The sequence below is a fragment of the Streptomyces sp. NPDC057877 genome (genome assembly GCF_042796855.1).
Lineage (GTDB): Bacteria > Actinomycetota > Actinomycetes > Streptomycetales > Streptomycetaceae > Streptomyces.
The window spans coordinates 364838-390079 of the sequence record NZ_JBHVMS010000009.1 but is presented as its reverse complement, the minus strand read 5'-3'; the positions used below and the strand labels follow the sequence as shown (position 1 = coordinate 390079).

The window sequence follows — 25242 nt, the reverse complement described above, 5'->3', positions numbered from 1 at the left end:
GTCGATACTGACGCCATGCGGCCGCGCGGCAGAACCTGGGCCACCGTCGGACTGGTGCTGGCGGCGGCCGTCGGCTGCACCGACGGCGACGACGGCGAGGACCCGGCCACCCCTTCACCGACCCGCACCGAGCGGCCCGCCACCCCCAGCCCGCCCCCCAGCGCCCCGCCCACCGCCGCCGACCCGGTCTCCCTCCCCGGCCTCATCGCCCGCGAGCACCGCGGCTCCGGCCTGCGCCTCGGCGCCGTACGCGCCCGCACCGACGCCTACACCCAGTACGCCGTCACCTACCGCGCGAACGGACTGACCATCTCCGGCATCATGAACGTCCCCGAGGGCAGGGGACCGTTCCCCGCGCTGGTGCTCGCGCACGGCTACATCGACCCGGCCGTCTACACCACCGGCCGCGGTCTGGCCCGCGAGCAGGACCTGCTCGCCCGGCGCGGCTACGTCGTCCTGCACACCGACTACCGCAACCACGCGGGCTCCGACGACGACCCCGACAACGACGTCGATCTGCGCCTCGGCTACACCGAGGACGTCATCGCCGCCGTCCACGCCCTGCGCTCCGCCACCCGCCCGGCGATCGACGACGAACGGATCGGCCTGCTGGGCCGGTCGATGGGCGGCGGGGTCGTCTACAACACGCTGGTCGTGGCCCCCCGGGCTGGTCGACGCGGCGGTGGTGTTCGCGCCGGTCAGCTCGCTCCCCGCGGACAACTTCGAGCACTTCCAGCGCCGCGAGGGCGACCCCGTGGCCGCGGAGATCGAGGCCGAGCACGGCAGTCCCGGCCAGAACCCGCGGTTCTGGCGGGAGGCCGCGCCGAGAACCTACGTCGACCGCGTCACCGAGCCCCTGCTGATCCTGCACGGCACCGCCGACGACACCTGCCCGCCGCGCTGGTCGGAGGAGACGGCGGCGGCGTTCAAGGACGCGGGCAAGGACGTACGGCTGGTGAGGTACCCCGGCGAGGGCCACACCTTCTCCGCGCGCTGGCCCGACTCGATGGAGACCAGCCTCGACTTCTTCGACCGGCACCTGCGCTGAGGCGGGGCTGGACTCAGGCCGACTCCTCCTCCGCGACCTGCGCGAGCGTACGCCCACTGCGCACCGACCGGGCCCGGCGCGGATCCGGGGTGCCGCCCCCCTCCCGTGCCCGTCCCGCCTTCACCAGCAGCCAGGCGTCGTCGTCCTGGCCGCGGAAGCGGGTGAGCGCGTACTCGCCGCGCAGCTTGGACCCGGACAGCCGGAACGTGGCGTGCCCGCGCTCCAGCGACTCGGCGAAGTCGACCGGACGGCCCCGCCGGTCGTGGCTGAGCGGCTCGTACGTGCCCCGGTCCCAGACGATCACCGTGCCGCCGCCGTACTCACCGCGCGGGATGACACCCTCGAACTCCTCGTAGGCCAGCGGATGGTCCTCCGTCGGCAGGGCCAGCCGCTTGTCGTGCGGATCCGCCGACGGGCCCTTCGGCACCGACCAGGACTTCAGTACGTCGTCCACCTGGAGCCGGAAGTCGAAGTGCAGGGTGCTCGCGTCATGGATCTGCACCACGAACCGGGGCCGCTCCCCGGCGTCTCCTGGCTGTCCCTCGGGCTCACGGGTCCGCCCGAAGTCCCGTTTGCCGCGGTACTCCCGCAGCCGGTCGCCGTCACCCACCTCCGGCTCCTTCCGTACGGCATACGTCCCACCCCCGGGTACCCCGACCACCGCCGCACCCACGGCACCCGGTCACGGATAGGCTGGCCGTGATCAACCGGACGGGCGGGGTGAGGGCGGCGGGCGGCATGGACAGCGCCGAGGACAGGCGGACCACGGGCGGCGGGCGTCCCACGTCACGGGACGTCGCGCGGCTGGCCGGGGTGTCGCACACCGCCGTGTCCTTCGTGTTCAACGGCCGGGCCGAGGGCAACCTCTCACCCGCCACCCAGGAACGCATCCGGCAGGCCGCAGCCCAGCTCGGCTACCGGCCCGACCCTCTCGCCCGCGGCCTGCGCAGCCGTCGTACGGCGGTGATCGGCCTGGTCACCGACGAGATCGCGTCCTCGCCGTTCGCGGGACGGCTGCTGCGCGGCGCCATGGAGACCGCCTGGAGCAGCGACCACCTGGTGCTGACCGTGGACTCCGGCGGCGACCCGGCCAAGGAGGACGCCGCCGTCGCCGAACTCCTCGACCGGCGCGTGGACGGCATCATCTACGCGGCCATGTCCCTGCGCCGCGTCCGGGTCCCCGAGGGACTGCACCGCACCCACTCCGTACTCGCCAACTGTCTGCCCGAGGACGCCTCCCTGCCCGCCGTCGTCCCCGCCGAACGCGCCGGGGGCCGCACCGCCGCCCGCCTCTTGCTCGACCAGGGGCACCGCAGGGTCGCCCTCGTCGGCGGCCTGGACGACATCGCCTCGGTGGAACGCCTGCGCGGCTTCCGGGACGCGCTGCGGGCGGAGGGCGTCACCGTCCCCAAGGAGTGGGTCGTGCGCACCGGGGGCGAGATCTCCGGCGGGTACGAGGGCGCGCTGCGGCTGTTCGACGGCGTGCCCGCCGAACGGCGCCCCACCGGTGTCTTCGCCTACAACGACCGGGTCGCGGCGGGCGTCCTGCACGCCGCGACCCGGCTCGGCCTCGCCGTACCCGGCGACCTCTCACTGGTCGGCTACGACGACCAGGAGCACATGGCCGCCTTCCTCACCCCGCCGCTCACCACCGTCGCGCTGCCGCACCGGGCGATGGGGGAGGCCGCCGCCCGGCTGCTGCTCGACGCCATCGACACCGGGCGCACGCCGCCCGCCACCGTGCGCCGAGTGGCCTGCCAGGTCGTCAGCCGGGCGTCGGTGGGACCAGCTCCCACCCCGTGACGGCCGCTCCACCGCCCGTCACCACCAGCTCCGGCACGTCGTCCGGGCGCCGGTAGACCCGCTCCGTGACCGTCGCGCGGTCCCCGGCGAACAGTTCGTAGAGCGAACCGTCGACCAGGACGCGCAGGTCCAGCTCCGTGCCGGGCGGCACGCTTGCCACCACCGGGCCGGACTCCTCGGCCGTCCGCCTCGGCCAGTCGCCGCGGTCCAGGGTGAGCGTGCCGTCGGCCGGGTCCAGGCGGACGGTCAGCTCGGCGCCCGTGGCGGAGCGCAGCAGGCGTACGGTGGTCCGCTCGCGGGCGGTGACGGTCAGGTCGTAGGCCTGGGGGAGGGGTACGGGAGTGCCGGGCGCGGTGATGAACGGCGCCGGGGCGCGCAGCAGTTCCAGCTCCGGGGCCGGGGTGACGCGCAGGGAGCCGTCCGGGTGGACGTCGACGGCGCGGGGCGCGGTGAGGACCCCGGCCCAGCCCGCCCGCTCGGCCTCGGTCTGCCCGCGCGCCTCCCACGACCAGGCCCACATCAGGGTCCGGCCCGGTTCCCGCAGGACGGCGGGCGCGTAGAAGTCGCGGCCGTGGTCGAGCGTGCCGCCGGTGCTCGCGGAGAACCGCAGCCCCGCCGTACCGGAGGGCTCCAGACGGCCCGTCAGATACCCGGTGGCACACGGGTCGCCGTCCCACAGCGACACCACCAGCACCCACGTCCCGTCGTCCGTCGCCCACATCTGCGGGCACTCCCAGCCGACCGCGCCGTCCCCGAACGCGGCCAACGCCACCGGATCGTGGCCGTCGGCGAGCACCCCGGCGAACCGCCAGTCGGTGAGGTCGTCGCAGTCGTAGAGCAGCACCGACGGGGTGCCGTCGGCATGCCCCGCGCCGACCAGCGCCCAGCGCCGCCCCGCGTGCCGGAAGACGAACGGGTCGCGGAACATCACCACGTCCAGTCCCGGCGGCGGGCCGCTCACCACCGGCACGGGCAGCGTCCGCCACTCGGTGAGCGCGGCGTCGTCCGGGTCGGCCGCCCTGGCCAGGCAGATGGTGCCGATCCCGGTGTGGTGACGGTCGATGCCGGTGTAGACGGCGGTCGGCACCCCGGCGTCGTCGACCGTGCAGCCCGACCAGCAGCCCGCCTCGTCGGGGCCGCCCGGGGTCGGGGTGAGCGCGACGGGATGGTGCTCCCAGCGGGCCAGGTCCGGGCTGGAGACATGGCCCCAGTGCATGTCGGTGTGCACCGGTGCCGCGGGATTGTGCTGGTAGAAGAGGTGGTAGCGGCCACGCCAGCGGAACGGGCCGTTGGGGTCGTTGATCCAGTGGGCGGGCGGACGGACCCGGAAGCGCGGGGCGTGCGGGTCACGGGGCGGGGCGGCGAGGCTCAACGGTTGACTCCGGCGGAGGTGATGCCCTCACGGAGAGGACGCTGGCCGACGACGAACACGGCGACGGCGGGAAGCATCGACAGCACGACACCCGCGAGCACCACCGAGATGGAGCCGGTGCCGAGGTTGCCCTGAAGGGAGACCAGCCCCAGCGGCAGGGTGTAGTTCTGCGCTGAGGTCTCCAGGATCAGCGGGCGGAAGAACTCGTTCCAGTGGTAGTTGAAGGCGAGCACACCGACGATCGCGAGTCCGGGCGCGGCCAGCGGCGCGTACACGGACCGGAAGATCCGCCACGGCCCGGCGCCGTCCAGCATCGCCGCCTCGCCCAGGTCCTTGGGCATGCCCAGGAAGTACTGGCGCATCAGGAAGGTGCCGAACGCGGTCGGGAAGGCCGGGATGATCAGCCCGAGCAGGGTGTCGGTCAGCCCCATCGACTTCAGCACCAGGAACACCGGCACGATGGTGACCTGCAACGGCACCATCATCGTCGCCAGGACGAGGGCGAACAGCGGCTTTTTGAACCGGAACTCCAGGCGGGCGAAGGCGTACCCGGCCAGCCCCGCGGTGACCATCTGGCCGACCGCGATCAGCGCGGTCACCAGCGTGGAGTTCAGGGCCAGCAGCCAGACGTCGAGCTGGTCGAAGACCCCCCGGTAGGCCTCGGCGGTGGGGCTGGTGGGGATGATCCGCGGCGGCAGGTCGAAGGACTCGGCCGGGGTGCGCAGGGAGGTGGAGACCGTCCACGCCACCGGTCCCAGGGTCAGCAGGGCGCAGCCGGTCAGACCGGCGACGCGCGCCCAGGGCGCGAGGCGGTGCCGGGCCCGGCCGGTGGTCAGGGTCGCTTGGCTCATGGGGAACTCACCCGGCTCACTGGTAGTGGACGAAACGCCGGCTGAGCCGGAACTGGAGGGCGGTGACCGCCGTGATCAGTACGAACAGCAGCACGCCCACCGCGGACGCCGTACCGAAGCGGAGCTGCTCGAACGCGGTCTCGTAGATGACCATCACGACCGTGCGGGTGGCGTCGCCGGGACCGCCGTCGGTGAGGACGTACGGCTGCTCGAAGACCTGGAGCGCGTTGATCACCCCGACCACGGAGGCGACCAGCAGCGTCGGCGACAGCAGTGGGAGCGTGACGTGCAGGTGCTTGCGCACCCCGGTGGCGCCGTCGAGGGCGGCGGCCTCGTGGACCTCCCTGGGAATGTTGTTCAGGCCGCCCACGAACAGCAGGAACGAGAAGCCGAACTGCTGCCAGACATAGACCAGGATCACCGTGGCCATCGCCCCGTTCTCCGAGGTCAGCCAGGGCACCGGACCGAACCCCAGCAGCCCGATCAGCCAGTTCACCACCCCGAAGTCCTGGTTGAACAGGTACTTCATCACCACCGAGACGGACGCGGCGGACAGCACCAGCGGGAAGAAGAACGCCGAACGGAAGACCGAGCGCAGCCAGAGGGGCATCCGCCCGTTCACCGCGAGCGCCAGCACCAGCGCGATCAGCAGTTGCAGCGCGACCGCGAGCACCATGAACACCAGGGTGTTGCGGAACGACACCAGGACGGTCGAATCGGACGCCATCTCACGGTAGTTGGCGGCACCGGCGAACCGCGGTGAGTCGATCACGTTCCAGTGGAAGAGGCTCAGTGCCAGTGAACCGACGATCGGTACGACCGTGAAGACGACGATGCCGACGACGGTCGGCGCCAGGAACAGCGCGGCCAGCAGCCGCGTGCCACGGCCACCGGCGCGGGCGGGCCGGGCCATGGCCGGGGGTGCGGCGACCGACTCCGGCCGCGCGGCGGGAAGCTGCGTGTCCGTCATATCTCACGCTCCATGGCCCGCTCCAGGTCGTCCTGCATCCGGCGCAGCGCGGGCCGCACCGAGCGCGGCGAGGCCAGGGCGGTGCCGGTGTGCTTCAGCAGCACCTGCTCGACCTCGGCCACCTGCGGCGGCGCCGGGATCGGCCCGGTGTCGGGGAACTCGTCGAGGGTGTCGTAGAAGACCCGCCAGTGGGCCGGGCCGCTTCCCCGGTAGCGGTCGGCGGTGAGCATCGAGCGGCGCGCCGGGGTGGTCTGGTTGGTGGTGAACAGCCGGGTCAGGGTGTCCCGGCGGGCGGCGTACTTGATGAACTCCCAGGCCTCGTCCTGCCGCCTGGAGGTGCGCAGCAGCGCGTACCCGGCGGCGCCGAACTGGTGGCGCTGGGTGCGCCAGCGCGGGAAGTACTGCACGTCGTAGCCGGTGGGCGGCATGCCCGCCAGTTGGAGGCCGCCCGCCCAGAAGCCGCCCGCGGGGGTCACCCCGACCCGGCCGGTGGAGAACACACCGACGAGGTTCTGGCCGTTGCCGCCCTCGGGGCGGGTGCACAGGCCCTCCTGGATGAGGGAGGCCAGATAGTCGTAGGTCTCCTCGGCGCGGGCGTGCGTGGCCTGCGGGGTGGTCCAGCGGAAACCGCCGCCGCGCCCCCGCCGCTGGGACGCCGGGTAGAAGGCGTCCCACAGCCAGGCGCCGCCGGGGGCCTTGGACTCGGCGAGCAGGTTGGTGCCGTTCGCGAACAGCCAGGGCACCACGCCGCCCCACAGCCGGTTGGTCCAGAAGTAGGGCGTGAAGCGGGAGCCGGAGGACCGCTTCATCCGGCGCAGCAGCGCGGTGAAGTCGTCCCGGTTCCAGTCGGCGGCGGGGAAGTCGGCGCCCGCCCGCGCGAGCACCTCCCGGTTGAGGTAGATGTCGGCCGCGTTGAACTCCACCGGGAGCTGGTAGAGGCTGCCCTCGTACATCATCGACTCCACCAGCGAGGGGTGGACGTCGGCGAAGTACTCGCGCAGCTCGGCCGCGTCCCGCCGGACCCAGCGGTCCAGCGGCACGCCGAGCCGCCGGGTGAACAGCTGCACGCCCTCGGTGGCGACATAGACGAGGTCCGGCGCGGTGCCCGCGGCGATCTGGGTGAGGATCTTCGCGAAGAAGTCCGACCAGTCGACGGCCTGGACGGCGTTGATCCGCAGCTTGATGTCGGGGTGCTCCCTGGCGAAGCCCTCGGTGAGGGTGCGGACGGCTTTTGGGCCGTAGGCGGGGCCGAGGGTGGCGACGACGAGGGAGCCGTCGTCGCGGCCGGGGACGTCGGCTCCGGTGAGCCGGTCCCAGCTCGCGGCGGTGCCCGCCAGGGCGGCGGCTCCCGCCCCGTAGGCGCCGTACCGCAGCAGCGCGCGGCGGGTGTGGTGCGAGTCGGTCATCTGACGGGCCTAACTCGTGTTAGACGAGGACTGATGCCCCAGATGATGGGAAGCGCGCCAGTCGACTGTCAAGGCGCGCGAACCCTTGACCTTTAACGAGTTAGGTCCCAGAGTCCTGCACCACACGAGCCGCCGTTCTCCGACGCGACGAGAGGAACGATGTGTGATGCCCGAGGTCTCCAGAAGGGCGCTTCTCGCGGGCGCCGCGGCCGGTTCCGCCACCGGACTGCTGCCCGCGACGCCCGCGGCCGGGAGGGAGCGCACGGCCGCCGCCTGCGCGCGGTACCGCGCCACGTACCACTTCACCGTCCCCGACCAGTGGAAGAACGACCCACAGCGCCCGGTCTGGATCGACGGCGAATACCGCTACTACTACCTCTACAACCCGGACTACTTCAGCGGCGGCACCACCGCGGGCACCGCCTGGCGGCTGGCGGCCAGCACCGATCTGGTCGCCTTCACGGACCGCGGCGTCGCCGTGCCCAAGGACACCACCCCCAACGGTGACGTCTGGTCGGGTTCGGCGGTGGTGGACACCGAGGACACGGCCGGGTTCGGCGCGGGCGCGGTCGTCGTGCTGGCCACCATGGAGCCCGTCGAGGGCGCCCACAGCCAGGCCCAGTACCTGTACTACTCCACCGACGGCGGTCGCACCTTCACCCACCACGGCACCGACCCGGTGCTGCCCAACCCCGGCGTCCGCGACTTCCGCGACCCCAAGGTGATCCGCGACGAGGAGCGCGGCCGGTGGGTGATGGCGCTCGCCGAGAACGACAAGGTCGGCTTCTACCACTCCCCGGACCTCAAGTCATGGACCTACGCCGGGGGTTTCGTCCACTCCGGCCTCGGCGTCCTGGAGTGCCCCGACCTGTTCGCCCTCACCGCCGGGGACGGCACCCGCAGGTGGGTGCTGGGGGTGAGCGCCAACGGCAAGGGGTCCGGACTGCCCCACACCTACGCGTACTGGACCGGCGGCTTCGACGGCACGACGTTCACGCCGGACACGGCCGACCCGCAGTGGCTCGACCACGGCTGGGACTGGTACGGCGCGGTGACCTTCGACAAGCGCCGCGCCGACGGTACGACCGACCCGCGCGCCCGGTACGGCATCGGCTGGCTCAACAACTGGGACTACGCGAGCACCACCCCCACCATCGACACCGACGGCTTCAACGGCACCGACTCGATCGTCCGCGAGATCACCCTGCGCCGGACCTCCTCCGGCGCCTACTACCTGGCCTCCGTGCCGGTCGCGGCCCTCGACCGGTACGTCTCCCGCACCGTGCGCCTCGGGGACCTGACGGTCGACGGCCACCGCCTGCTGCCCTACACGGGTACCGCCTACGAGATCAGCACCGAGATCACCTGGGACCAGCTCACCGGCGCGGGCGTCCAGTTGCGCCGCTCCGGCGACGGCACCCGGCACATCGACGCCGGTGTCCACCGCGACTACGCCTTCGTCAACCGCGGCGGCGCCGTCAACCCCGACCGCTCCGGCCGCTGGCAGGAGAGCCGCAGCCCCTTCGACCCCGCCGCCCGCCGGGTCCGGCTGCGGATCCTCGTCGACCGCACCTCCGTGGAGATGTTCGTCGACGACGGCCGCTACACGCACTCCGCGCTGGTGTTCCCCTACCTCATCGACACCGGCCTGGCCCTGTTCACCATCGACGGCACGGCGGTCTTCCGGAACACGGTGATCCGCGAGTTCACCGTGTGAGGCCAGGGGTGACAGCGCCGCGTCGCGGGCCGGTCGGCTACCGGCGTGGTCGCTGCGCGGCCCGGGCCCGCGGCTGTCGCGAGGCCGGAGCCGTACGGTCCCAGTCGCCGCCCATGACCAGCAGCGGATCGAACATCACCACCACTCCGGCGAGCAGCAGGAACACCAGCGGCCCCAGCAGCATCGGCAGCAGCAGCGAGGTCGGTGAGTCACCGGACCAGGACCCACCGGTGACCTCGTGCAGGTGGACACTGACGGCGGCCATCCCGGTGTAGTGCATCCCGGACACCGCGAGCCCCATCACCAGGCTGGCGCCCAGACTGGCCACGAAGCCGCGGATGGTGACCGCCGCCCACAGCGCGGCGGTCGCGGCGAGGACCGCGACGGCGACGGAGAGCGCGACGACGGCCGGATCGAACCGGATGTCGCCGTCCAGACGCATCGCCGCCATGCCCAGATAGTGCATGGCGGCGACGCCGAGCCCGGTGACCGTGCCCGCGAGGGCGAGCATCCGGCGGCCCGCCCCCAGGTACCCCACCGCGAACACCCCGACGCCGACCACGAGGACCGCCACGACCAGGCTGGCGATCGTGAGGTGGACGTCGTAGCGGACCGAGGTCTCACGGACCTCGAACCCGGTCATGGCGATGAAGTGCATGGTCCAGATGCCGCACCCGATCGACGCCGCGCCGAGCGCCAGCCAGCCGCCCTTCCACGACGGCTGGTGCAGCAGCGACCGTACGATGCAGCGCAGTCCCAGGGCCCCTCCCAGACACGCCATCAGATAGGCCGCCACCGGGGTCACCGCGCCGTAGCGGAAACCGTCGACCGTGCCGTCCATATGGGAACTCCCCCCAGAGCCCGGTTTCGTCCAGCAAGGTCTACGGGCCCGGAACGCGTAAGGCAAGGGTTTTCCCCGCGCGTTCCGGGCCCGTGGCCAGGCCCCTGGGAGTTCGGGCTCAGTCGAACGGGTCCAGGGTGAGATACGCCTGGCGGGGGTTGCCGTCGTGGACGAGGGACTCGTGGTTGCCGACGTCGTCGAAGGCGAAGGCGTACGCCTTGCCGTCGGCCATCCGCTCATGGATGACGCGGGCGTAGTGGTTGGTCACGGGGTCCTGGTAGAAGCCCGCGGCCGAGGAGTCCGGCTGGTTGGGGTTGGTGAGCAGGGTCGTGCGGTTGAAGCCCGCGCACAGGGTGCGGGAAAGGGGCCCGCGCACCTGGTCGTTGGGGGCGTCCAGGAGCCGGTGGCAGCCGAAGACGCTGGCGGCGTCCGGCTTCTGGAAGCTGGTGACGACCGCGCCGGAGGAGTTGGTGAAGTTCATGACGCCGCCCGAGACCCGGCCGAAGTACTTGACGTCGGGCCGGTCCCCGAAGGGGGTGACGGTCAGGGTGGTCGTGGCGTACTTCTGCCAGACCCGGTTGATGTAGTCGTCCATGACGTTGGCCGGAAGCGCCCCGGTCTCCAGTCCGAAGGCGGGGGAGAGGGCGCGCAGCACCGTGCCGTCGGGGCGGGTCTGGACGAGCCCGGACCAGCCGCCCGGCTGGGCCCGCAGCGCGTTGAGGACGCCCCGGTAGCCGCCCGCCCTGAGCCGTCCGGTGCTCGCCGTGCTGCCGTCGGCGCGCTGCACGCCGACCGAGTACGGCGCGGAGAACATGTCGACCTGGGTGCTGTTGAGCCACAGCCCGGAGTCGTTGAGGGTGTACTCCGACCAGTGGAAGAGGATGTTGCGGTTGGGGTCGCTCGGGTTCTGCACGGCGGGCTGGACCAAACCGCCGGTGGCCAGTCGGAAGTCGAGCTTCTGGCCGTAGGAGAAGTAGATGCGGCCGGACAGTTTGGGGATGCGGATGGTCTTCGACTGTCCGGCGGTGGGGCCGGGGATGGCCGCGTCGGGCGCGGGCACGGGTGGGTTGCCACCGGCGGGCCATGCGTGGAAGGTGCCGTTGGCGTCGGCCCAGCCCTGCTGACCGGTCGTCAGGGAGGTGCCGAGGACGTAGACGTGCACCGCGTCGCCGCGGCCGGAGTTGTTCGTGAGCTGGAGCGGGATGCTGTCCGGGACCGCGGCCTGCGCGGTGGGTCCGGTGCTGAGGGTGAGGGCCGCGCCGAGCAGGGTGGCTGCCGCGGCCATGGACAACAAGCGGTGTTTGAGGCGTGCGAGCACTCTCTGCACCTCCGTGCGGGTGTACGTGGGGGGAAGCCGGACCGGGACCGATGGGGGGAGCTGGTCCGTACCTGCTCTGAGAGCGCTCTCAGAATCCCGCTAGGGCGCGTGCATGTCAATGAACCGTACGTCTTCACCCCGCGCCGTTCACCCGCATCATCGCGAGGTGACCAGTTCAGCGTCCGTGAGCCGCGGGGTGATCCCCCAGTCGGCCGCCACGGCGCCCGGTCCGGACGTTCCTCCAGTAGGTCGTCGGTGGTCGCATAGAGTGCCGTCGCGAGGGTGTCCAGGGTGTTCGTCACACAACGATCCTGGACACCCTCGTTCTCGTCTCCGCAGGCACCCCCTGAAAGGACCGTGGCATGTCCAGCGACCGTCTCATGCACATCCACAGCGCCGAGTTCCAAGCCATGGCCGAGAGGGTCCTGCGGGTCACCGAGCTAACCTCCCGTCTGAACGCCCTGCCCTTCGAGGACGCAGCGGGCAAGGCGGAACTGTTCGGACAGATCCTCGGCAAGCCACTGCCACCGAGAGTCACGATCTATCCGCCCTTCTACACGGACCACGGCCTGAACCTCGACCTCGCCGAGCGCGTCTTCATCAACCAGAACTGCACGTTCCTGGACTACGCGGGCATCCGGCTCGGCGAGCGCGTCATGATCGGCCCCAAGGTCACATTCATCACCAGCGGCCACCCGGTTGATCCCGAGGAGCGGCGGCTCTACCTCACCGGCGCTCCCATCGACGTCGCGGAGAACGTGTGGATCGGCGCCGGTGCCACGATCCTGCCCGGCGTCAGCATCGGTCGTGATGCCGTGGTCGCCGCCGGTGCGGTCGTAGCCGATGACGTTCCACCGGCGAGCCTGGTGACCGGCAGTAAGGCAGCCGTGCACCGGCGTTGGTGACGACCCCATCGGAGCCACGCCGTGCCCCCGACTACGTGCAGTCGTGCACCACATCGGAAGCCGCACGCCCGGCCCGAAGCAACCGGCCCCGGCCCAAGGGCGAGAGATCCTCCGCTCGCTCACCGCGCTCGGTAACCGACCCCTTGGGATTGATCATCTAGTGGGCTTCGTCGGTCGTGCCTTCGCGGCTGGCTCACCGCCCGCCTCGGTGTCGGGATCGTCTGCCGCGACCGGGCCACCGCCCACACCCGCGCGATCAGAGCGCGTCCCTGTCGTGCGTGATGCTCTTGAGGTGGTCCACCGACTCGATTCTCGCGATCAGGTCCGTATCAGCCACGGAGCGTCTGGTAAGCGGCGGGATGTACAGCGTGAGCCCCTGATGCAGTTGGTCGTGATGCTGTTCCATGTCGCCCAGAGTGAACCTCACCACTGATGCCTCGAAGAGTGGATGCGGGCTGCTGTAGACCGCGGCGACCTCGTGCTCCGGCGGGTAGTAGCGCAGCAGGTAGTCCTTGATCCGGAAGAACCGCTCCGGGCTGTTGGGCGCGCTGGAGTAGAGGACCGACTCAACCGCTCCAACCTGCCAGAGCATGCAGGGGACATCGGTTTGCAGCGGGCGCTGTCGGACCAGGAGGTCCGTGGCCTCGTACATCTGCAAACCGTCGATGGCCGGATCGAAGTCCAGGTCGATGATCATGGTGTCCAGCGCGGAGACGGCGGGAAGAACCTTGACGTTCAGTCCCAGGTACGGCGCGGCGTCGAGGATCTGGCGTGTCGGGTACACGTAGACCAGCGGGTGGCCATAGGTCGCGAACGTCACCGGCGGGTGATCGAGGGCGGCCTCGAGCACCATCGCGCTCATGGTGTCGTACGCGTTGAGCCGGTTCTCGTCCTCCTTGTAGCTGACCGGATGGAGGTCGGTGACGCGGTCGCAGAGGTTGCGCAGGTAGGTCATGCCCGCAGGCAGGGTCGGGACGGCCAGGATCTCCTGTGATCGCCGACAGGCGGATTCCGTTTCCCTGGTGATGTGTTCGATGCCTTTGATGCCCAGCCCGACGATGTAGACATCAGGCGCTCGGCGGTCGGTGCTCGAAGTCATGTTCGTTCCCCTGCGTGCCGTCATCGGAAAAGAAGCAGCATGTCCTTGAGCCGTTCGAAGCGGTTCTCCGGTGACTCGGTGATCTGGCGGCCCAGGCGCTCGATCTCCGCCCTACGCGCGTGATCGGAGGGAGCCAGCGCCACGATGTCGTGGTTGATCAGAGCAAACCTGATGGTGACGTGCAGGAAGCCGGGGAAGAGTGCTTCCACCCTGGACAGGTCCCGTGAGAGCAGAACCTCGCGCTCCTCGCCGGTCAGGTCGTAGTCCCTCAGGGCACGGTCAGGGTCCGACTCGATGTCGGTTCGGAACTGCTCCTCCAGGAGCGCCCGGTCAAGAACCTCTCTCATGACCGTACGGGACATACGTCTCTCCTCGCTTCGACAAGCGGCGGGCCCTCGGGCAAGGCCGAATCCTCTTCCCTCATCCTTGGCACACCCCGGGGGAACGCGCGCGAGCACGACGCCGCCTCCAGGACGCTCGGCTCCCTGGTCGGCGGTACCGGCAGAGCGCGCGCAGGTCGAGCGAGGCGGGAGGCAACAGGGCGTGTGCACCGGCGGGTTGCGACGTCACACACCTCACCCGACGGCACCGGAGCCCTGTGCGGTACGGGCACCGGGGCCGTCACCCGATCGGTGGCCACTCCGACCCGAGCGGGGTGTCTCCACCGCGGACACGGAGGTGCGTTTCCGCCGAGTCGGGGTGGACGGTGCAGGTGACGTACCGATCGGCGTCGCAGCGGAAGCGGACCTGTGAGCCGTACGGGTTCGTTGGGTCGCCCATCCTGCCTGTCGTATGTGCCGTGACCGGCGGCGCGGCTACCTTGCCGTCCGTGGTCCCCTCCTCCTGTATCGGAAACGCATGCGAGATCTGTCGGCGCCGCAGGGCGCCCGGGTACGCGGGATGACGTCAGTCCGCCCGCCCGACGTCGTCCACGGGTCGGCGCACAGCGACATCGAGCTGCTGGCGGACCCCGCGGTGAGCGCGGTCATCGTCGCGCCGCGCGAGCGTTCGCCGTGGTTGGCGGAGCTGGACGAAGCCGTGGTCGAGCAGCGGCTGGTCATTCCGCGTACGACGCTGGACTCGGTCGACCTGGACGGTTTCGCGCACTGGACGCGCACGGCCCTCCCTGACGCGTCGCCCGCCCTCGTCGAACCGCTCAGGGACGACATGGCCCAGATCGTGAAGCGGGTCATGGGTGCGGCACGCGGCGAGCGTGTGATGGTGCGCGTCTTCACCGAGGCTCCGACGTGCCGGTGCGGTTTCCATGTGGACACGGTGCCGCCCCAGGCGCCCACCGTAGGTGCTGTCAGGGTCTACAACGGTCCGACGACCGAGTACGTGCACGGTGACGACGTGCGGGGGATGGCCGAGTTCTACTCGTACCTGGCCCGCAGGGAGCGCCTGACCCGGATGGTCGCCGATGCCACACGAGTGGAGCAGGGCCGGGAGGCGGCGCTCCGAGACCGCGAGGCGGCGCTCCAACACCGCGAGGCGGCGCTCCAAGAACGCGAGGATATGGACGCGGACCCGCCGTTCCTGCGGCCGGGGGCCGTGATCCACCAGGTGCCGTCGGACGCCACCGTCTACTTCCGGCACATCGACGTCCGACGCCACTGGTCGCCGCATCCGGTCAGCGAGGCGTGGATCCACCGCTCCCCGATGCGGGGCAGGCACCGACTGGTCCTCAACGTGTCCCCGGTCGGCCCGCGTTCGGCTCGCCCGGGTCGGTGGTGAGCAGTACGTGTGTGACGTCGGGCAGAGAAGCGTCGAGCGTCCGCAGCAGGGCGTGCACCCGGGCGCCGGCCCGTACCGGCCCGTGGTGAGCGGTGAACCACGCACGAGGCCGATGGCTCCTTCCCAGCACGTCCTCGACCACGCTCACCACGTCGTCCTCGCCGTCGAAGAAGGCGCCGGTGAACGGGTTCACGTAGTGCCATCCACCGAGGGCCGCCCTGTTGACGACGACCGGGAGACCGAGGCAGAGCGCCTCCGCGAGCACCCGAGGCGACGGATCCAGGACGGCCGGTACGAAAAGGCAGCGCGCGGCGGCGAGCACCGCGAGGAGCGACGGCCAGGGAAGAGGACCGGTCAGTCGTACGCCCGGGATCGTCTCAGCCGTGGACGGCGCGTCGACGACCAGGATCCTCAGCCCCGTCTCCCGAGCCAGGCGACGAAGGCAGCGAGAGGCGAGCGGCCAGTTCTTGGCTTCCTGCTTCCAGGGATCCCGGCCGGAGATGTGCACCACGTCGGTCAGCAGGTTCCGCGGCAGGGCGTTCGCCACCCGGCACGGGTCCACCCGCACCGGGTCTGTGAAGTCGGATTCGCTGACCAGGACACGGGGCCCGTCTCCTGGCAGGAACCGATCAGGATCCCGGAAACAGTGCAGCCACGCCTCGCAGAGGAGACCGTAGTCGCGTTCGTCGCGGTATCCCTCCCCCGGAAAGCCCAGATAGCTGGTCGCGCCCACGAACCGACAGCCCTCACCCATCAGTTGGCGCAGCCGCACGTGGTGCGCCCGGGTGATCACGGGCGCCCGCACCAGCACCCAGGGCAGCACGCCTCCGCGCGGCGTGGTCACCCGTAGAAACGGAGAGCCCGCGGCCGGATCCATCCGTCCTCCGCCAGCCAAAACGACACCTTCACCCAGCACAACGGCCATAGCAGGGAAGCCATGACCCAGCCCATCAGACGCGACTTCTTCTCAGATCTCAACGGCGGCACGCGGATCGAGATCTTCGACGAACTGAGTGACACCGCCAAAGCCGCACTGCACGTGTTCTTCCGGCGCATGGGGGCGCCCCACCTCATGGACGAGGTGGTGGCTCCCCTCTTCTACGACGGTGACTCGCAGATCTTCGCCGCTGTCCGCGACAGGCCGTGGCCTCCCTGGGGACTGGGAGCACGCAACATCGTCGCCGTCCTGCAGACCCACCTCGTGGCGGACGGCTGCTGGGGACTGAGCCCGGTACAGGTGGCCGACGAGGACCTGACGAACGTGGGACTGATCGCGGCCCTGTACAAGGAGGCACTCGAGGCCCTGTCGGTCGATCCCACGGCAGAGGTGCACTACCTGCTCGGCGAGGACTCGCGGCTGGCCGACCTCGTACTGCGCCGCATCGGCTTCGAACGCACGGAGGACGTCTTTCTCACCGAGGCCGCGCGCTACCTCACCTATCGCGCCCCGGCTGGTGACCTGCTGACCAGCCTCGGGCTCGCGGAGCTGGACACCATCGACGTCCTCGCGGGCGCCCTCGACGACGCGGCGTTCGAACGGAACGCCGCATTCCACAGCACGGTCTATCTGGCATCCCGGGCCGAGTGGGTCGTGGACCGCGTCTCGGTTCCCTCCGAGATCGCCCGTCTCGTACGCGGCGGCCACTACAGCAAGCCAGCCAGCGTGCCCACCGGCACCGGACGGTTCGAGAGAGAAGCGATCGCCGAGGTGGCCCAAGGTGTCAGGGAGTTCCTCACCGAAGCCGAGCACAGCGACCTGCTGGCGTACGCGCTCCGTAAGCAGGACGACTTCACGCCCGCCGCGGTCCGTCCGCCGGGCACGAACACCGCGGTGGTCGACGAGCGCGTCCGCAGCACACTGACCCTCGATGAACTCGAGCATTTCGAGCAGATCTTCGTCGAACGCATCAAGGAGCACCTGGAACCCGTACGCGCCCGTCTGAACCACCCCGCCTTCCCCGTAGGCCGCATCGAGGTGCAGGTGGCGGCCAACGGGGACCGTGACTTCTTCGGCATGCACCGCGACAGCGACGACGGGGACACACGAGAACTCACCTTCGTCTACTTCTTCTCGCCCGAGCCGCGCCGGTTCTCGGGCGGGGAACTGCGCATCTTCGAAACGGTCACCGAGAACGGGAAGATCGTGCCCACTGAGCGCAGCCAGACGATCGTGCCCCGCGCGAACCTGGCGATCTTCTTCCCCAGTCGGCACGACCACGAAGTGCTGCCGGTCCGGGTGCCGAGCAAGGCCTTCGCCGACAGCCGCTTCAGCGTCGCCGGATGGATCCACCGGAAGTGAGCGACAGGCCCCCCTCGATGTCCGGGCAGGGCGAGCGCGACAGCGTGGCCTGGACCGTCAGCGTCCACATCACACTGCCGCCCGCCCACGCCCGGCTGGCGGCGCGCCGGGTGCATCACGCCCCCTTTCCCAGGGCGCCTCACCTGCTCGCTCGCGCGGTGACACCCGATGCCCGCGGTCTACGCGTCCGGTACCTGTTCGCGACGGCGTCGGCCGCGGCGGCCTTCGAAGCGGGCACCGACACCGTGCTCAGCCCGTACGGCACCCCGCGCACGGGACCCGCCCGCGCGGTCCCGGCGGCCACCCTCACCGCGCCTGTCGTCATCATCGCGCCACCACGCTCGGGCAGCACTGCCCTGTTCGACGCCCTGGCCCGCCATCCCGGCCTGTGGACGACAGGCGGTGAAAGCGAAGGCGTGATCGAGGGTGTGCCGGGACTCCATCCCGCCGCCTGCGGGTACGCCTCCCACGCGCTGGACGCCGACCACGCCGTAGAGCACGGGCAGGCCGTACGAGCGGGGTTCATGGCCGGGCTGCGGGACTCCGCCACACGGCACCGGCCCGCTCCGGCAGCCGCCCGCATACCGGGTGCGGGCCCGAGGCTGCTGGAGAAGACACCGGAGAACACCCTCCGCCTTCCGTTCCTTCTGCGGCTGTTCCCGGACGCCACGGTCATCCACCTCCGCCGCGACGCCCGCGACACCGTGGCAAGCATGGTGCGAGCCTGGTCCCATCCCGCGTTCGTCAACATCCCGGACCTGCCCGGCTGGCCTCGCCGCGCATGGCACCTGCTCCTGCCACCGGGCTGGCAGGCGTCACGGCACGACGACCTGTCACGCGTCGCGGCTCGGCAGTGGAGTGCTGCTGTGGAGGCGGTGCATGACGCCCGGGCGCTGCTGCCGGCGGACCGCTGGCTGGACGTCGACTACGCCGAACTGCGCGCCGCGCCCGCCAGGACGATCCGTCGACTGGAGGCGGCGCTCGGGCTGCCCCCGGCCCGACACGGTTGGGACATGCCCCTGTCCGCCACCACCATCAGCCCGCCGCACCCCGGCAAATGGCGGCGCACGCCCGGCTTTGCACCGAAGGTGCTCGACGAGGTGCCGAACGTGCTCGATGAGGTGCCGAAGGTACGTGACGAGGTGCCGAAGGTACGTGACGAGGTGCCGAAGGTGCATGACGAGGTGAAGCAGACCCGGCACACACTCGAGAACGGACGCGCCACCATGGCCCATCCCGAGCCCATGACACACCGACGGCCCGCATACGCCTGCTGGTTGGAGGAATCCCTGCCCAGTGACGCGGAGCGTGCGGCCTCTTCGCCGGACGAGGCGGGCACCGTCCGCGTCGATGCGGCAGCCGTGCTCCAGACGGGGGTCACCATCCCGCTGGGCCTCGCCCGGCACGCCCGGTTCAGGGACCGGTTCCTGCCGGGCTACCCGATCCTCTGGACACGGGACGCTCGCACGGGCGCACTCGTACCGTTCTGGGTCCGCCGCGAAGACCTCTGGGTGCTCCGTGACCTCGAACCCGGGCAGCCCCTCCCCCCGGCCTTCCCCGACCGGCTCAAGGCCGCCATGGCAGCGGCTGGCGCGCTCGGCCCGACCGGCCACCGCACCCGAACGGAAGCGGCAGCCGCATCCACCCTGTCCCGTGCGGCCGACGACTTCGCCCGCACGGACATGTGCCGAATCGGTCCCGCCCTCCACCCCGCGCACCGCGCCACGCTGCTCGACTACTACGAGCGGCTCATCTCAACCGGTTCGTGGCCGCTGGGGGATGCCCAGGTACAGGGGCGCTACGGATGGCACAACGAATCCCTGTCCCGCTTCTTCCACCACCAGTTCCGCGACCTCGTGAGCCGACTCGCGGGGCGGCCGGTACGGCCGTCCTACTCCTACGTCTCCGCCTACCGGGGCGGGGCCGTCCTCGATCGGCACACCGACCGCGAACAGTGCGAGTACACCGTGTCACTGCTGCTCGGGGAGTCGGGCCCCGGCATCGACGGGGGCTGGCCCCTGTCCCTGCAAACCCCGCAGGGCCGCGTGTCAGTCGTCCAGAGGCCCGGCGAGGCGGTGCTGTTCAGGGGAACACGGGTACCGCACTGGCGTCCGCCGCTGCCGGACGGCAGCACCCACACCTCGCTGCTCTTCCACTATGTCCCCGCCGACTTCCGCCGAACCCTGTACTGACGGGCTACTGAACGTCCAGGAACCCGACGTGGCGGGCCTCAGCTTCCCGGACCGGGGGAGCAATGCGCTCCCACCGTCTGTCCACGCGTCGGCCGACCGGTTCAGCGACAGCCAGTGCGCGGGCGAAGCCCGCGGGAGCCGGACCCTGCCCGAACATCGCCTCGCAGGCGTCCACCGTCATGAGCATGTCCCACACCAGATGGATCCGCTCACTCCCCCCGCCGTTCTCCGCCGCGTGCACACAGCCGTGGTTGACCAGGTAGACCGAGCCCGCCGTCAGGTGGTGCACCTCCCCGTCGAGCACCAGAGTCGCCGTCGGATGCGTGACGAGCGGCAGGTGAAAACGGGCACGTACGCCCACGCCGCCGTCCTGCGAGCGCACCACGCTGTGCTCCTCGTGCGGGGCCAGCGAAGCCCCTGCGCCCAGGACATTGACCCGAAAGTTCACCAGGTGCGGAAGCGAGCCGATCAGGGAGGCCAGCTTGGGCAGCCGCTCACCGTGATGGAAGCGTTTGCCGAAGCAGGACAGATCATGGTCGCGGGAGAAGTCGTCACTGCGCCCCGACGCGTTGAGAAGACTGAACTGCTCGACACGCCCCGTGGGCCGTGCCCACCGTGTCACATGCCCGATCGTCCCCGCGCGCGAGGGTCGTTGTCCGGCTCGAAGACGAGCCACGTCCGTCAAGAGACCCTCGACCGTGGCCGGGTCCGCGGTCATCAGCCGCATGCACCGGATGCCGGGGCGGTGGTAGTTGGCGTCCCGGATGCCTTCCAGGACACGGCGGAACTCATGCTCATTCACCGGAACGGACATCTCTCCAGGAGCAGGTCAAGGTCTGGCAGCTGCACGGGAAGGGTCGCGAAATCCGCGAGTCGGCCCGTGTCCAGGCCCGCGCCGAAACGGCCCACGGGGCAGGGTGGCGGGACGGGCACACCGACGGAGAGGAAGTAGTCGTGGAACTTGCTGTCGTCGCCTGCGGGAAGCCGACCGTAGGTGATCCACACGGCGGGAATGCCGTACGCGTGGCTCAGGATGATGCCGTGCAGACTGGACGAAGCGACCAGACAGGCTCCCAGCAACTGGTCGACGACGCTCTCCACCGGCTGCTGCACATCGACGAACCGCCAGCCGCCCGGAAGTCCCGGGCGAGCCCGCGCCTTGTCCGCGAAGTGCGGCACGAGCGCGGGAGGCCGACTCCTCAGTCCCCCCGAACGGGGAAGGAAACGTGGCACGAGCAAGGCGGGATCCCCGTACACCGGTGGGCAGACGGCACCCGAGCGCAGCGCGGCCTCACGTGTGAGCGGCCCTCTGACGCCGACGAGTTCCGCCCGCGGATCGACATCCTCGCCCGCGTCCATCACACCGGCTCCCCACACGACGGCACCCGGTCCGGCCAGGCCGATGACGCTCCCCGTGACGAAATGCTTCCGCCCCGGCCAACTCGGCGCGACCCAGCGCGCGGGGGCGCCACGGATCCGCCGGATCAGCCAGGGGGTGAGCCGGTCACCGACATTGCCCTGGCTGGGCGCCCGGCACCAGAAGGCGGGTACGGCCTCGACCACACGAGCGACCTTAACTGCCGTACGGCCTTGCTGATCCGCACCTACCACCGTGATGTCGCCTGGTTGCACTACGCACTCGCCGCCATCCGGAAGTGGTGCCGAGGCTTCACCGAAGTGGTCGTCATCACCCCGCGCACCGGATCATCCGCCGTACGCCGCATCGTGGGCGGTGACGTCCGCCTGGAGGTCTGCCCGGACTACCGCGACGACTACCTGGGGCAGCAGGTCACCAAACTGCACGCGGACGACTTCACCGCATCCGACCTCATCTGCCACGTCGACTCGGATGTCATCTTCACCCGCCCCGTCACCCCGGCAGCCCTGCTCGCCGACGGCCACCCCTGGATCGCACGCCGCTCCGTCAGCGACCTGGGCCGTCACCGGCCCTGGCTCGCTTCCACCGAGGCCTTCCTCGGACAGCCCGTCACGTACGACTTCATGCAGCAGCCGCCGTTCACGTACCCGCGCTGGATCTACCCCGAACTCCGGGCGCTTTCCCTGCGACGCCACGGCCTGCCCATCGACCGGTACGTCATCAGGCAGCGCCCCCGGGACTTCTCCGAGTTCAACGTCCTCGGCGCCCACGCCCACGCCACCCACCCCACCGCGTTCACCTGGTACGAGGCGGCCAGCGGGCGGACGCCCCAACTGTGCCGGTGGTACTGGAGCAGAGCGGGGATCGACGCCGGCCTGCGCAGGGAACTGGACGGGATCGTCCACGGGGACTGAAATCCCGTCGGCCTGCGGCGTCGATCTCCGCTCGCAGCGCTCCGCGTCATGGTGACATCGGCCGCCGACGGCCATCACCCTGGCCCGTCAGACCGGTCAGGCGGGAATCACGGCGAGACAGACGTCATCGTCATGCTTGGCGAAGTAGCCGAACTGGGACATGTCGGGTCGTGGCCCCGGAATCAGGTAGACCTCCCGGAAGTTGCGGGAGGCGAACAGGCGCAGTTGATTCTCGACCGCGGAGGTGAGGCTGCCCTTCGCGCCGTGCAGCCGAGGCGCGATCCGGTCGTGCACCTTCTGGGAAAAGATCCCGGACTCGACCCAGACATGCGACCACTTGGCCCGCCCGTGGAGCTTCGTGCCAGTGAGGAAGAACTCCACGTCGTACTTCACGTTCGCATCGTAGTCCGGCCATCCGGAGATCGCCACGGTCAGGTTCTGGCTGATCGTCATGAACAACCTGGACGCGTCGTACCCGGGAAAGAAATTCCCGTAGACCTGGGGGTTCCCTACGCGCGCGAGCGGTGTACCCGCCGCCTGGGCGTCAAACATGGACGCGAATGTGGAGGACACCTGCTGTCCGAGTGGAACGACGATGTCGTTGGGTGCTCGCACGACGATCAGTGAACTCGAAACGACATCGTTGAAGGCGGTGCCGAAGTACGACCACCAGGAACTCTGCCCATTCCCCACGTTCAGTGCCGCGAATCTGCCATCGAAATTGATGTGCTCGAACGCGAACGCATGCCCGCGGTCTCCTCTTCCCCATGCACGCATGGAGGAGAACACGTCATTCGTGGCCGCCCACCTGTTCCAGAGGATCCGGAAATTCGGGCCCGAGTCCGAGGTCTTCGACAGCCCGCCGAAATCCCGGTCCACCCACAGAGTAGATACGACGGACATGTCAGTAACCTCCGCCCTGCGCGCTGTCACTGTTGTGGCTGCGGCTCAGCTTCTCCTCGAAATCACCGAAGACGCGGCCGAACACGAGCGGGCGCAGTTCGTCGAGCTGTGCGCCCGAGAGCGTGGGTTCCGCGGTGATCCAGAGTTCGAGGAGTTCGGTTATCGACTCGTCGTTCTCCGCGGTGGCGACCTGGTCCTTCAGCTGTTTGGCGAGATCGTCTTCCCCATCGCCGGGAATGAGTACGCCTTTCGCGCCGACCCAGTATCCGTGGGTCGCGGACGTGCTGTCGTCCAGCTGATTCCCCTGGATTTCCCGTGCCGCAGACGTACTTTCGACCGGATCCATGGAACTGACCAGGAGGGTGGCCGACCAAGGAACGTCGAGTTCCTTGAGCCTGGCGATCTCTTCGCTCAGCTTCGGGGGATAATTCGCATCGCCCATGACTGACTCCACCTCTGGTGGGGGGGGATGAATGCCTCTAATGAAGCCTGGCTTGACCGGCTGATGCGGTTCTGGTACTGATTCTCCTCCGGTGTGTGATGCCCTGCAAATGCGCGTTGTTTGGCCTCTTCATATCCTCCAATATTGTGCCTTGAACAGTTTTCGTCATTGCTTCCCAGGAGTCCGTAACACGATCTTGTAGATGTCCAGGAAAACGAGCACTCCGCACCCTGGCCCTCGGAGAACCAGCAGACCCTGTTGCGTCATTCGCGTGCGGTCACTGTGGGCCTACGCACGAGGGAGAAACCGGCGCGGCCAATTGTCTGGCCGCCGCCGCTCAACGCTGGCGGCACGATCCAAGGGGCGGTCGGCGCCGACTGGCGAGATTCTGTCGAGGGGACGTCACCGGATCACGCGACTCAAGGCCGACCGGTCCGTCGATCGGCCGTCCCGCCCGCAGCCCCAGAAGCGGCAGGCTGGCAGCGAAGGCGGCACATCAGATGCGGGCCCTCCTCGCGTACGGCGCGCGGATGCCCTCACAGCATCGCTGCGCGAGCCGCAGGTCGTCGCCGCATACCCACCGCGCCGCGTCCGCGCTCAGCAACTAGTCTCGCCTGGGGCCTCGACAGGGAGGCCCGTGCGGAATTGCTCGGCCTCGGTGAACTCGAAGTCGGCCGCCACTTGGTCCGTGAAACCCGCGGCGACCATTCTCGGGAGGTTCGTGCGCCAGAAACCGCCCTCGGAGCGGATCGCCGTCCCGTCTCCGTCCAGGTGCCGCTTGGGGCAGCCACCCCAGCAGACGGGAAGGAAGGAGCAGCGGGAGCAAGTCGGCAGCGTGGTCGGGTCGAAGTCCGCCCACCAGGACTGGTCGGGGAAGCTCTCAGGACTGTCGCCGGGACGCACCCCGGGCATCCCCAGGAAGCGGCCTGTGGCGCGGCCGGGCTCGCCCACCTGCAAGCCGCAGCGGTACTCCAGGCCGTCCGCCCCGACCACAGCCGAGTCATGCGCCAGAGCGCCGCAGACAGACGTCTTCGGATGGGGGAACCCGGACACGATGTCCTGGTCGTCCTGTGCTTTGGACGGTAGCTCCCTCCTGGCCAGGTCCTGCAGTTCCTCGAACCGCTCCGGATCGAGTTCGTGCGGGCGCAGGAACGACGAACGCTCCGAGTAGGCAGACAGTTTCGCGACCATCAGGACACACCGGAACGGGCCGTCGAACCAGCCGCGAGCCTTGGCGAAGTCGATGAACGCCCCCAGATCCCCTGCGTTGCCCTGGTCCGCGTTGTATCTGAGGTCCACGCGAGTGTGCCGCACCAGTTCGTCCACCAGGGCCGCAGCCTGCTCAAACGACGACTGGTCGGTGAGGGACCGATGCTCGGGCCGGTAACGCCGCCGACGATCGTGGTTGTCCTTCATGCCGTCGAAGGAGATTTGGACTTCCCTGATCTTGTGGCGGGCGACAAAGGACTGCGGGTCATCGGGCCACCGCGTTCCGTTGGAGATGATGGATGCGTGGTACCTGATCCCTGCGGACCGGCAGTACTCCTGCAGCGCGAGCGATCCGCGTTCCAGGAAGTCGATGCCCAGCATCGGTTCACCGCCATACCAGTCCACATGCAGCGAACGCTTGCGCCCGCCCAGCCGCTGCGCCGCGATGTCGACGAGCGTCTCGGCATCCGTGAGGCGGAGCGCGTCGGGGGTGCGGGACTCGTAGCAGTAGTAGCAACCCAGGTTGCAGTCCATGGTGGTGGTTACCAGCAGCACGACGGGAGCGCTGCCGCGGGCCGCCCAGTACCGCTCGCGCACCACCGCGACTTCATCGAAACCCGGCTCCACGAGGAAGCCGTTGCGGCGCAGACGGGCAGTGAGCCGTTCGTCGAAGGTTCCCGGAGGAACCAGTCGACGGTCTCCGCTGAGCAGGGTCGAGATCTCTTCGGCATCCGGTCCATCGACCTTGAAGACACTTCCAGAACTCGCGTGGAAGAGGGCGTATCCCTCGGACATCGGTACTCGGAAGGTGTAGCGAGAAGTGGCGAGAGCCTGTTCCATG

The 25242-nt window shown here is 69.9% G+C and carries 23 protein-coding genes and 1 pseudogene; 9 read left to right on the top strand and 15 right to left on the bottom strand.

Going from position 1 to position 25242, the window contains the following annotated elements:
* Positions 1-15: 15 nt before the first annotated feature.
* Together ACFVQG_RS28505 and ACFVQG_RS28500 are read left to right on the top strand one after the other, a co-directional pair.
* Positions 16-591: pseudogene (locus ACFVQG_RS28505) on the top strand (alpha/beta hydrolase family protein); the annotation flags it as partial.
* A 91-nt stretch (positions 592-682) separates the two neighbouring features.
* A complete protein-coding gene (locus tag ACFVQG_RS28500) occupies positions 683-1048 on the top strand; it encodes an alpha/beta hydrolase family protein (RefSeq protein WP_383388756.1) in 366 nt (121 codons plus the stop codon).
* 13 nt (positions 1049-1061) lie between these two features.
* Here ACFVQG_RS28500 and ACFVQG_RS28495 read toward each other — a convergent pair whose 3' ends face one another.
* The gene (locus ACFVQG_RS28495; RefSeq protein WP_383388754.1) at positions 1062-1658 is read right to left on the bottom strand and encodes a DNA polymerase ligase N-terminal domain-containing protein; all 597 of its coding nucleotides are present in this window, start codon (positions 1656-1658) and stop codon (positions 1062-1064) included.
* Between the two features lie 128 nt (positions 1659-1786).
* Here ACFVQG_RS28495 and ACFVQG_RS28490 point away from each other — a divergent pair, with 128 nt between their 5' ends.
* Positions 1787-2851 carry a LacI family DNA-binding transcriptional regulator gene (locus ACFVQG_RS28490; RefSeq protein ID WP_383388855.1) on the top strand — a complete coding sequence of 355 codons (1065 nt, stop codon included), beginning with the start codon at positions 1787-1789 and terminating at the stop codon, positions 2849-2851.
* On the opposite strand, the gene ACFVQG_RS28485 is transcribed toward ACFVQG_RS28490, so the two are convergent.
* Genes ACFVQG_RS28485 through ACFVQG_RS28470 form a run of 4 tightly spaced genes read right to left on the bottom strand, consistent with a single transcriptional unit; the run spans position 2814 to position 7450 of the window.
* Positions 2814-4223: a glycoside hydrolase family 32 protein gene (locus ACFVQG_RS28485; protein ID WP_383388752.1), complete on the bottom strand. Its 1410-nt coding sequence runs from the start codon at positions 4221-4223 to the stop codon at positions 2814-2816. The genes ACFVQG_RS28490 and ACFVQG_RS28485 overlap by 38 nt on opposite strands.
* Positions 4220-5074: a carbohydrate ABC transporter permease gene (locus ACFVQG_RS28480; protein WP_383388750.1), complete on the bottom strand. Its 855-nt coding sequence runs from the start codon at positions 5072-5074 to the stop codon at positions 4220-4222. Before ACFVQG_RS28480 ends, ACFVQG_RS28485 begins: the two co-directional genes overlap by 4 nt.
* A gap of 16 nt (positions 5075-5090) precedes the next feature.
* A complete protein-coding gene (locus tag ACFVQG_RS28475) occupies positions 5091-6044 on the bottom strand; it encodes a carbohydrate ABC transporter permease (RefSeq protein ID WP_383388748.1) in 954 nt (317 codons plus the stop codon).
* Entirely contained in the window at positions 6041-7450 is a 1410-nt protein-coding gene (locus tag ACFVQG_RS28470) for an ABC transporter substrate-binding protein (protein ID WP_383388745.1), read from the bottom strand. Before ACFVQG_RS28470 ends, ACFVQG_RS28475 begins: the two co-directional genes overlap by 4 nt.
* Positions 7451-7616: 166 nt before the next feature.
* Here ACFVQG_RS28470 and ACFVQG_RS28465 point away from each other — a divergent pair, with 166 nt between their 5' ends.
* Positions 7617-9167 (top strand): glycoside hydrolase family 32 protein, encoded by a 1551-nt coding sequence (locus ACFVQG_RS28465; protein WP_383388742.1) that lies wholly within the window; start codon positions 7617-7619, stop codon positions 9165-9167.
* 37 nt (positions 9168-9204) lie between these two features.
* On the opposite strand, the gene ACFVQG_RS28460 is transcribed toward ACFVQG_RS28465, so the two are convergent.
* Both ACFVQG_RS28460 and ACFVQG_RS28455 read right to left on the bottom strand, forming a co-directional pair.
* Positions 9205-10008: an MHYT domain-containing protein gene (locus ACFVQG_RS28460; RefSeq protein ID WP_383388740.1), complete on the bottom strand. Its 804-nt coding sequence runs from the start codon at positions 10006-10008 to the stop codon at positions 9205-9207.
* A 118-nt stretch (positions 10009-10126) separates the two neighbouring features.
* The gene (locus ACFVQG_RS28455) at positions 10127-11326 is read right to left on the bottom strand and encodes a glycoside hydrolase family 64 protein (protein WP_383388737.1); all 1200 of its coding nucleotides are present in this window, start codon (positions 11324-11326) and stop codon (positions 10127-10129) included.
* 362 nt (positions 11327-11688) lie between these two features.
* On the opposite strand from ACFVQG_RS28455, the gene ACFVQG_RS28450 reads away from it, so the two are divergent.
* The gene (locus ACFVQG_RS28450) at positions 11689-12231 is read left to right on the top strand and encodes a DapH/DapD/GlmU-related protein (protein WP_383388735.1); all 543 of its coding nucleotides are present in this window, start codon (positions 11689-11691) and stop codon (positions 12229-12231) included.
* 256 nt (positions 12232-12487) lie between these two features.
* Here ACFVQG_RS28450 and ACFVQG_RS28445 read toward each other — a convergent pair whose 3' ends face one another.
* Both ACFVQG_RS28445 and ACFVQG_RS28440 read right to left on the bottom strand, forming a co-directional pair.
* Positions 12488-13330, bottom strand: a complete 843-nt coding sequence (locus tag ACFVQG_RS28445) for an SAM-dependent methyltransferase (protein WP_383388733.1) — start codon at positions 13328-13330, stop codon at positions 12488-12490.
* Between the two features lie 20 nt (positions 13331-13350).
* Entirely contained in the window at positions 13351-13692 is a 342-nt protein-coding gene (locus ACFVQG_RS28440) for a hypothetical protein (RefSeq protein WP_383388731.1), read from the bottom strand.
* Between the two features lie 496 nt (positions 13693-14188).
* Here ACFVQG_RS28440 and ACFVQG_RS28435 point away from each other — a divergent pair, with 496 nt between their 5' ends.
* The gene (locus tag ACFVQG_RS28435; RefSeq protein WP_383388730.1) at positions 14189-15064 is read left to right on the top strand and encodes a hypothetical protein; all 876 of its coding nucleotides are present in this window, start codon (positions 14189-14191) and stop codon (positions 15062-15064) included.
* Here ACFVQG_RS28435 and ACFVQG_RS28430 read toward each other — a convergent pair.
* Positions 15015-15908: a hypothetical protein gene (locus tag ACFVQG_RS28430; RefSeq protein WP_383388728.1), complete on the bottom strand. Its 894-nt coding sequence runs from the start codon at positions 15906-15908 to the stop codon at positions 15015-15017. The two genes, ACFVQG_RS28435 and ACFVQG_RS28430, sit on opposite strands and share 50 nt — an antisense overlap.
* A 93-nt stretch (positions 15909-16001) precedes the next feature.
* Between ACFVQG_RS28430 and ACFVQG_RS28425 the strand changes: the two genes are divergently transcribed.
* Both ACFVQG_RS28425 and ACFVQG_RS28420 read left to right on the top strand, forming a co-directional pair.
* On the top strand, positions 16002-17363 hold the full coding sequence (locus ACFVQG_RS28425; protein WP_383388726.1) for a 2OG-Fe(II) oxygenase: 1362 nt from the start codon (positions 16002-16004) through the stop codon (positions 17361-17363).
* Positions 17360-19555, top strand: a complete 2196-nt coding sequence (locus ACFVQG_RS28420; RefSeq protein ID WP_383388724.1) for a sulfotransferase — start codon at positions 17360-17362, stop codon at positions 19553-19555. The genes ACFVQG_RS28425 and ACFVQG_RS28420 overlap by 4 nt, the downstream gene beginning before the upstream one ends.
* Positions 19556-19559: 4 nt before the next feature.
* Here ACFVQG_RS28420 and ACFVQG_RS28415 read toward each other — a convergent pair whose 3' ends face one another.
* Positions 19560-20357 carry an aspartyl/asparaginyl beta-hydroxylase domain-containing protein gene (locus ACFVQG_RS28415; RefSeq protein ID WP_383388722.1) on the bottom strand — a complete coding sequence of 266 codons (798 nt, stop codon included), beginning with the start codon at positions 20355-20357 and terminating at the stop codon, positions 19560-19562.
* Entirely contained in the window at positions 20354-21118 is a 765-nt protein-coding gene (locus tag ACFVQG_RS28410) for a polysaccharide pyruvyl transferase family protein (RefSeq protein WP_383388720.1), read from the bottom strand. Before ACFVQG_RS28410 ends, ACFVQG_RS28415 begins: the two co-directional genes overlap by 4 nt.
* A gap of 27 nt (positions 21119-21145) precedes the next feature.
* Between ACFVQG_RS28410 and ACFVQG_RS28405 the strand changes: the two genes are divergently transcribed.
* Positions 21146-21847, top strand: a complete 702-nt coding sequence (locus tag ACFVQG_RS28405; protein WP_383388718.1) for a hypothetical protein — start codon at positions 21146-21148, stop codon at positions 21845-21847.
* A gap of 96 nt (positions 21848-21943) precedes the next feature.
* Here the strand turns inward: ACFVQG_RS28405 and ACFVQG_RS28400 are convergent, their stop codons facing one another.
* The 3 genes from ACFVQG_RS28400 to ACFVQG_RS28390 form a co-directional block, all read right to left on the bottom strand.
* Positions 21944-22750, bottom strand: a complete 807-nt coding sequence (locus tag ACFVQG_RS28400) for a hypothetical protein (protein WP_383388717.1) — start codon at positions 22748-22750, stop codon at positions 21944-21946.
* Between the two features lies 1 nt (position 22751).
* A complete protein-coding gene (locus ACFVQG_RS28395) occupies positions 22752-23192 on the bottom strand; it encodes a hypothetical protein (RefSeq protein ID WP_383388715.1) in 441 nt (146 codons plus the stop codon).
* A 597-nt stretch (positions 23193-23789) separates the two neighbouring features.
* A complete protein-coding gene (locus ACFVQG_RS28390) occupies positions 23790-25241 on the bottom strand; it encodes a radical SAM protein (RefSeq protein ID WP_383388713.1) in 1452 nt (483 codons plus the stop codon).
* Position 25242: the final 1 nt, after the last annotated feature.

Coding starts and splice junctions, on each gene's coding strand:
- ACFVQG_RS28465 (WP_383388742.1), top strand. CDS start 7,617: ATGCCCGAGGTCTCCAGAAGGGCGCTTCTCGCGGGCGCCGCGGCCGGT.
- ACFVQG_RS28470 (WP_383388745.1), bottom strand. CDS start 7,450: ATGACCGACTCGCACCACACCCGCCGCGCGCTGCTGCGGTACGGCGCC.
- ACFVQG_RS28390 (WP_383388713.1), bottom strand. CDS start 25,241: ATGGAACAGGCTCTCGCCACTTCTCGCTACACCTTCCGAGTACCGATG.
- ACFVQG_RS28490 (WP_383388855.1), top strand. CDS start 1,787: ATGGACAGCGCCGAGGACAGGCGGACCACGGGCGGCGGGCGTCCCACG.
- ACFVQG_RS28460 (WP_383388740.1), bottom strand. CDS start 10,008: ATGGACGGCACGGTCGACGGTTTCCGCTACGGCGCGGTGACCCCGGTG.
- ACFVQG_RS28475 (WP_383388748.1), bottom strand. CDS start 6,044: ATGACGGACACGCAGCTTCCCGCCGCGCGGCCGGAGTCGGTCGCCGCA.
- ACFVQG_RS28400 (WP_383388717.1), bottom strand. CDS start 22,750: ATGTCCGTCGTATCTACTCTGTGGGTGGACCGGGATTTCGGCGGGCTG.
- ACFVQG_RS28425 (WP_383388726.1), top strand. CDS start 16,002: ATGACCCAGCCCATCAGACGCGACTTCTTCTCAGATCTCAACGGCGGC.
- ACFVQG_RS28395 (WP_383388715.1), bottom strand. CDS start 23,192: ATGGGCGATGCGAATTATCCCCCGAAGCTGAGCGAAGAGATCGCCAGG.
- ACFVQG_RS28435 (WP_383388730.1), top strand. CDS start 14,189: ATGCGAGATCTGTCGGCGCCGCAGGGCGCCCGGGTACGCGGGATGACG.
- ACFVQG_RS28445 (WP_383388733.1), bottom strand. CDS start 13,330: ATGACTTCGAGCACCGACCGCCGAGCGCCTGATGTCTACATCGTCGGG.
- ACFVQG_RS28450 (WP_383388735.1), top strand. CDS start 11,689: ATGTCCAGCGACCGTCTCATGCACATCCACAGCGCCGAGTTCCAAGCC.
- ACFVQG_RS28440 (WP_383388731.1), bottom strand. CDS start 13,692: ATGTCCCGTACGGTCATGAGAGAGGTTCTTGACCGGGCGCTCCTGGAG.
- ACFVQG_RS28480 (WP_383388750.1), bottom strand. CDS start 5,074: ATGAGCCAAGCGACCCTGACCACCGGCCGGGCCCGGCACCGCCTCGCG.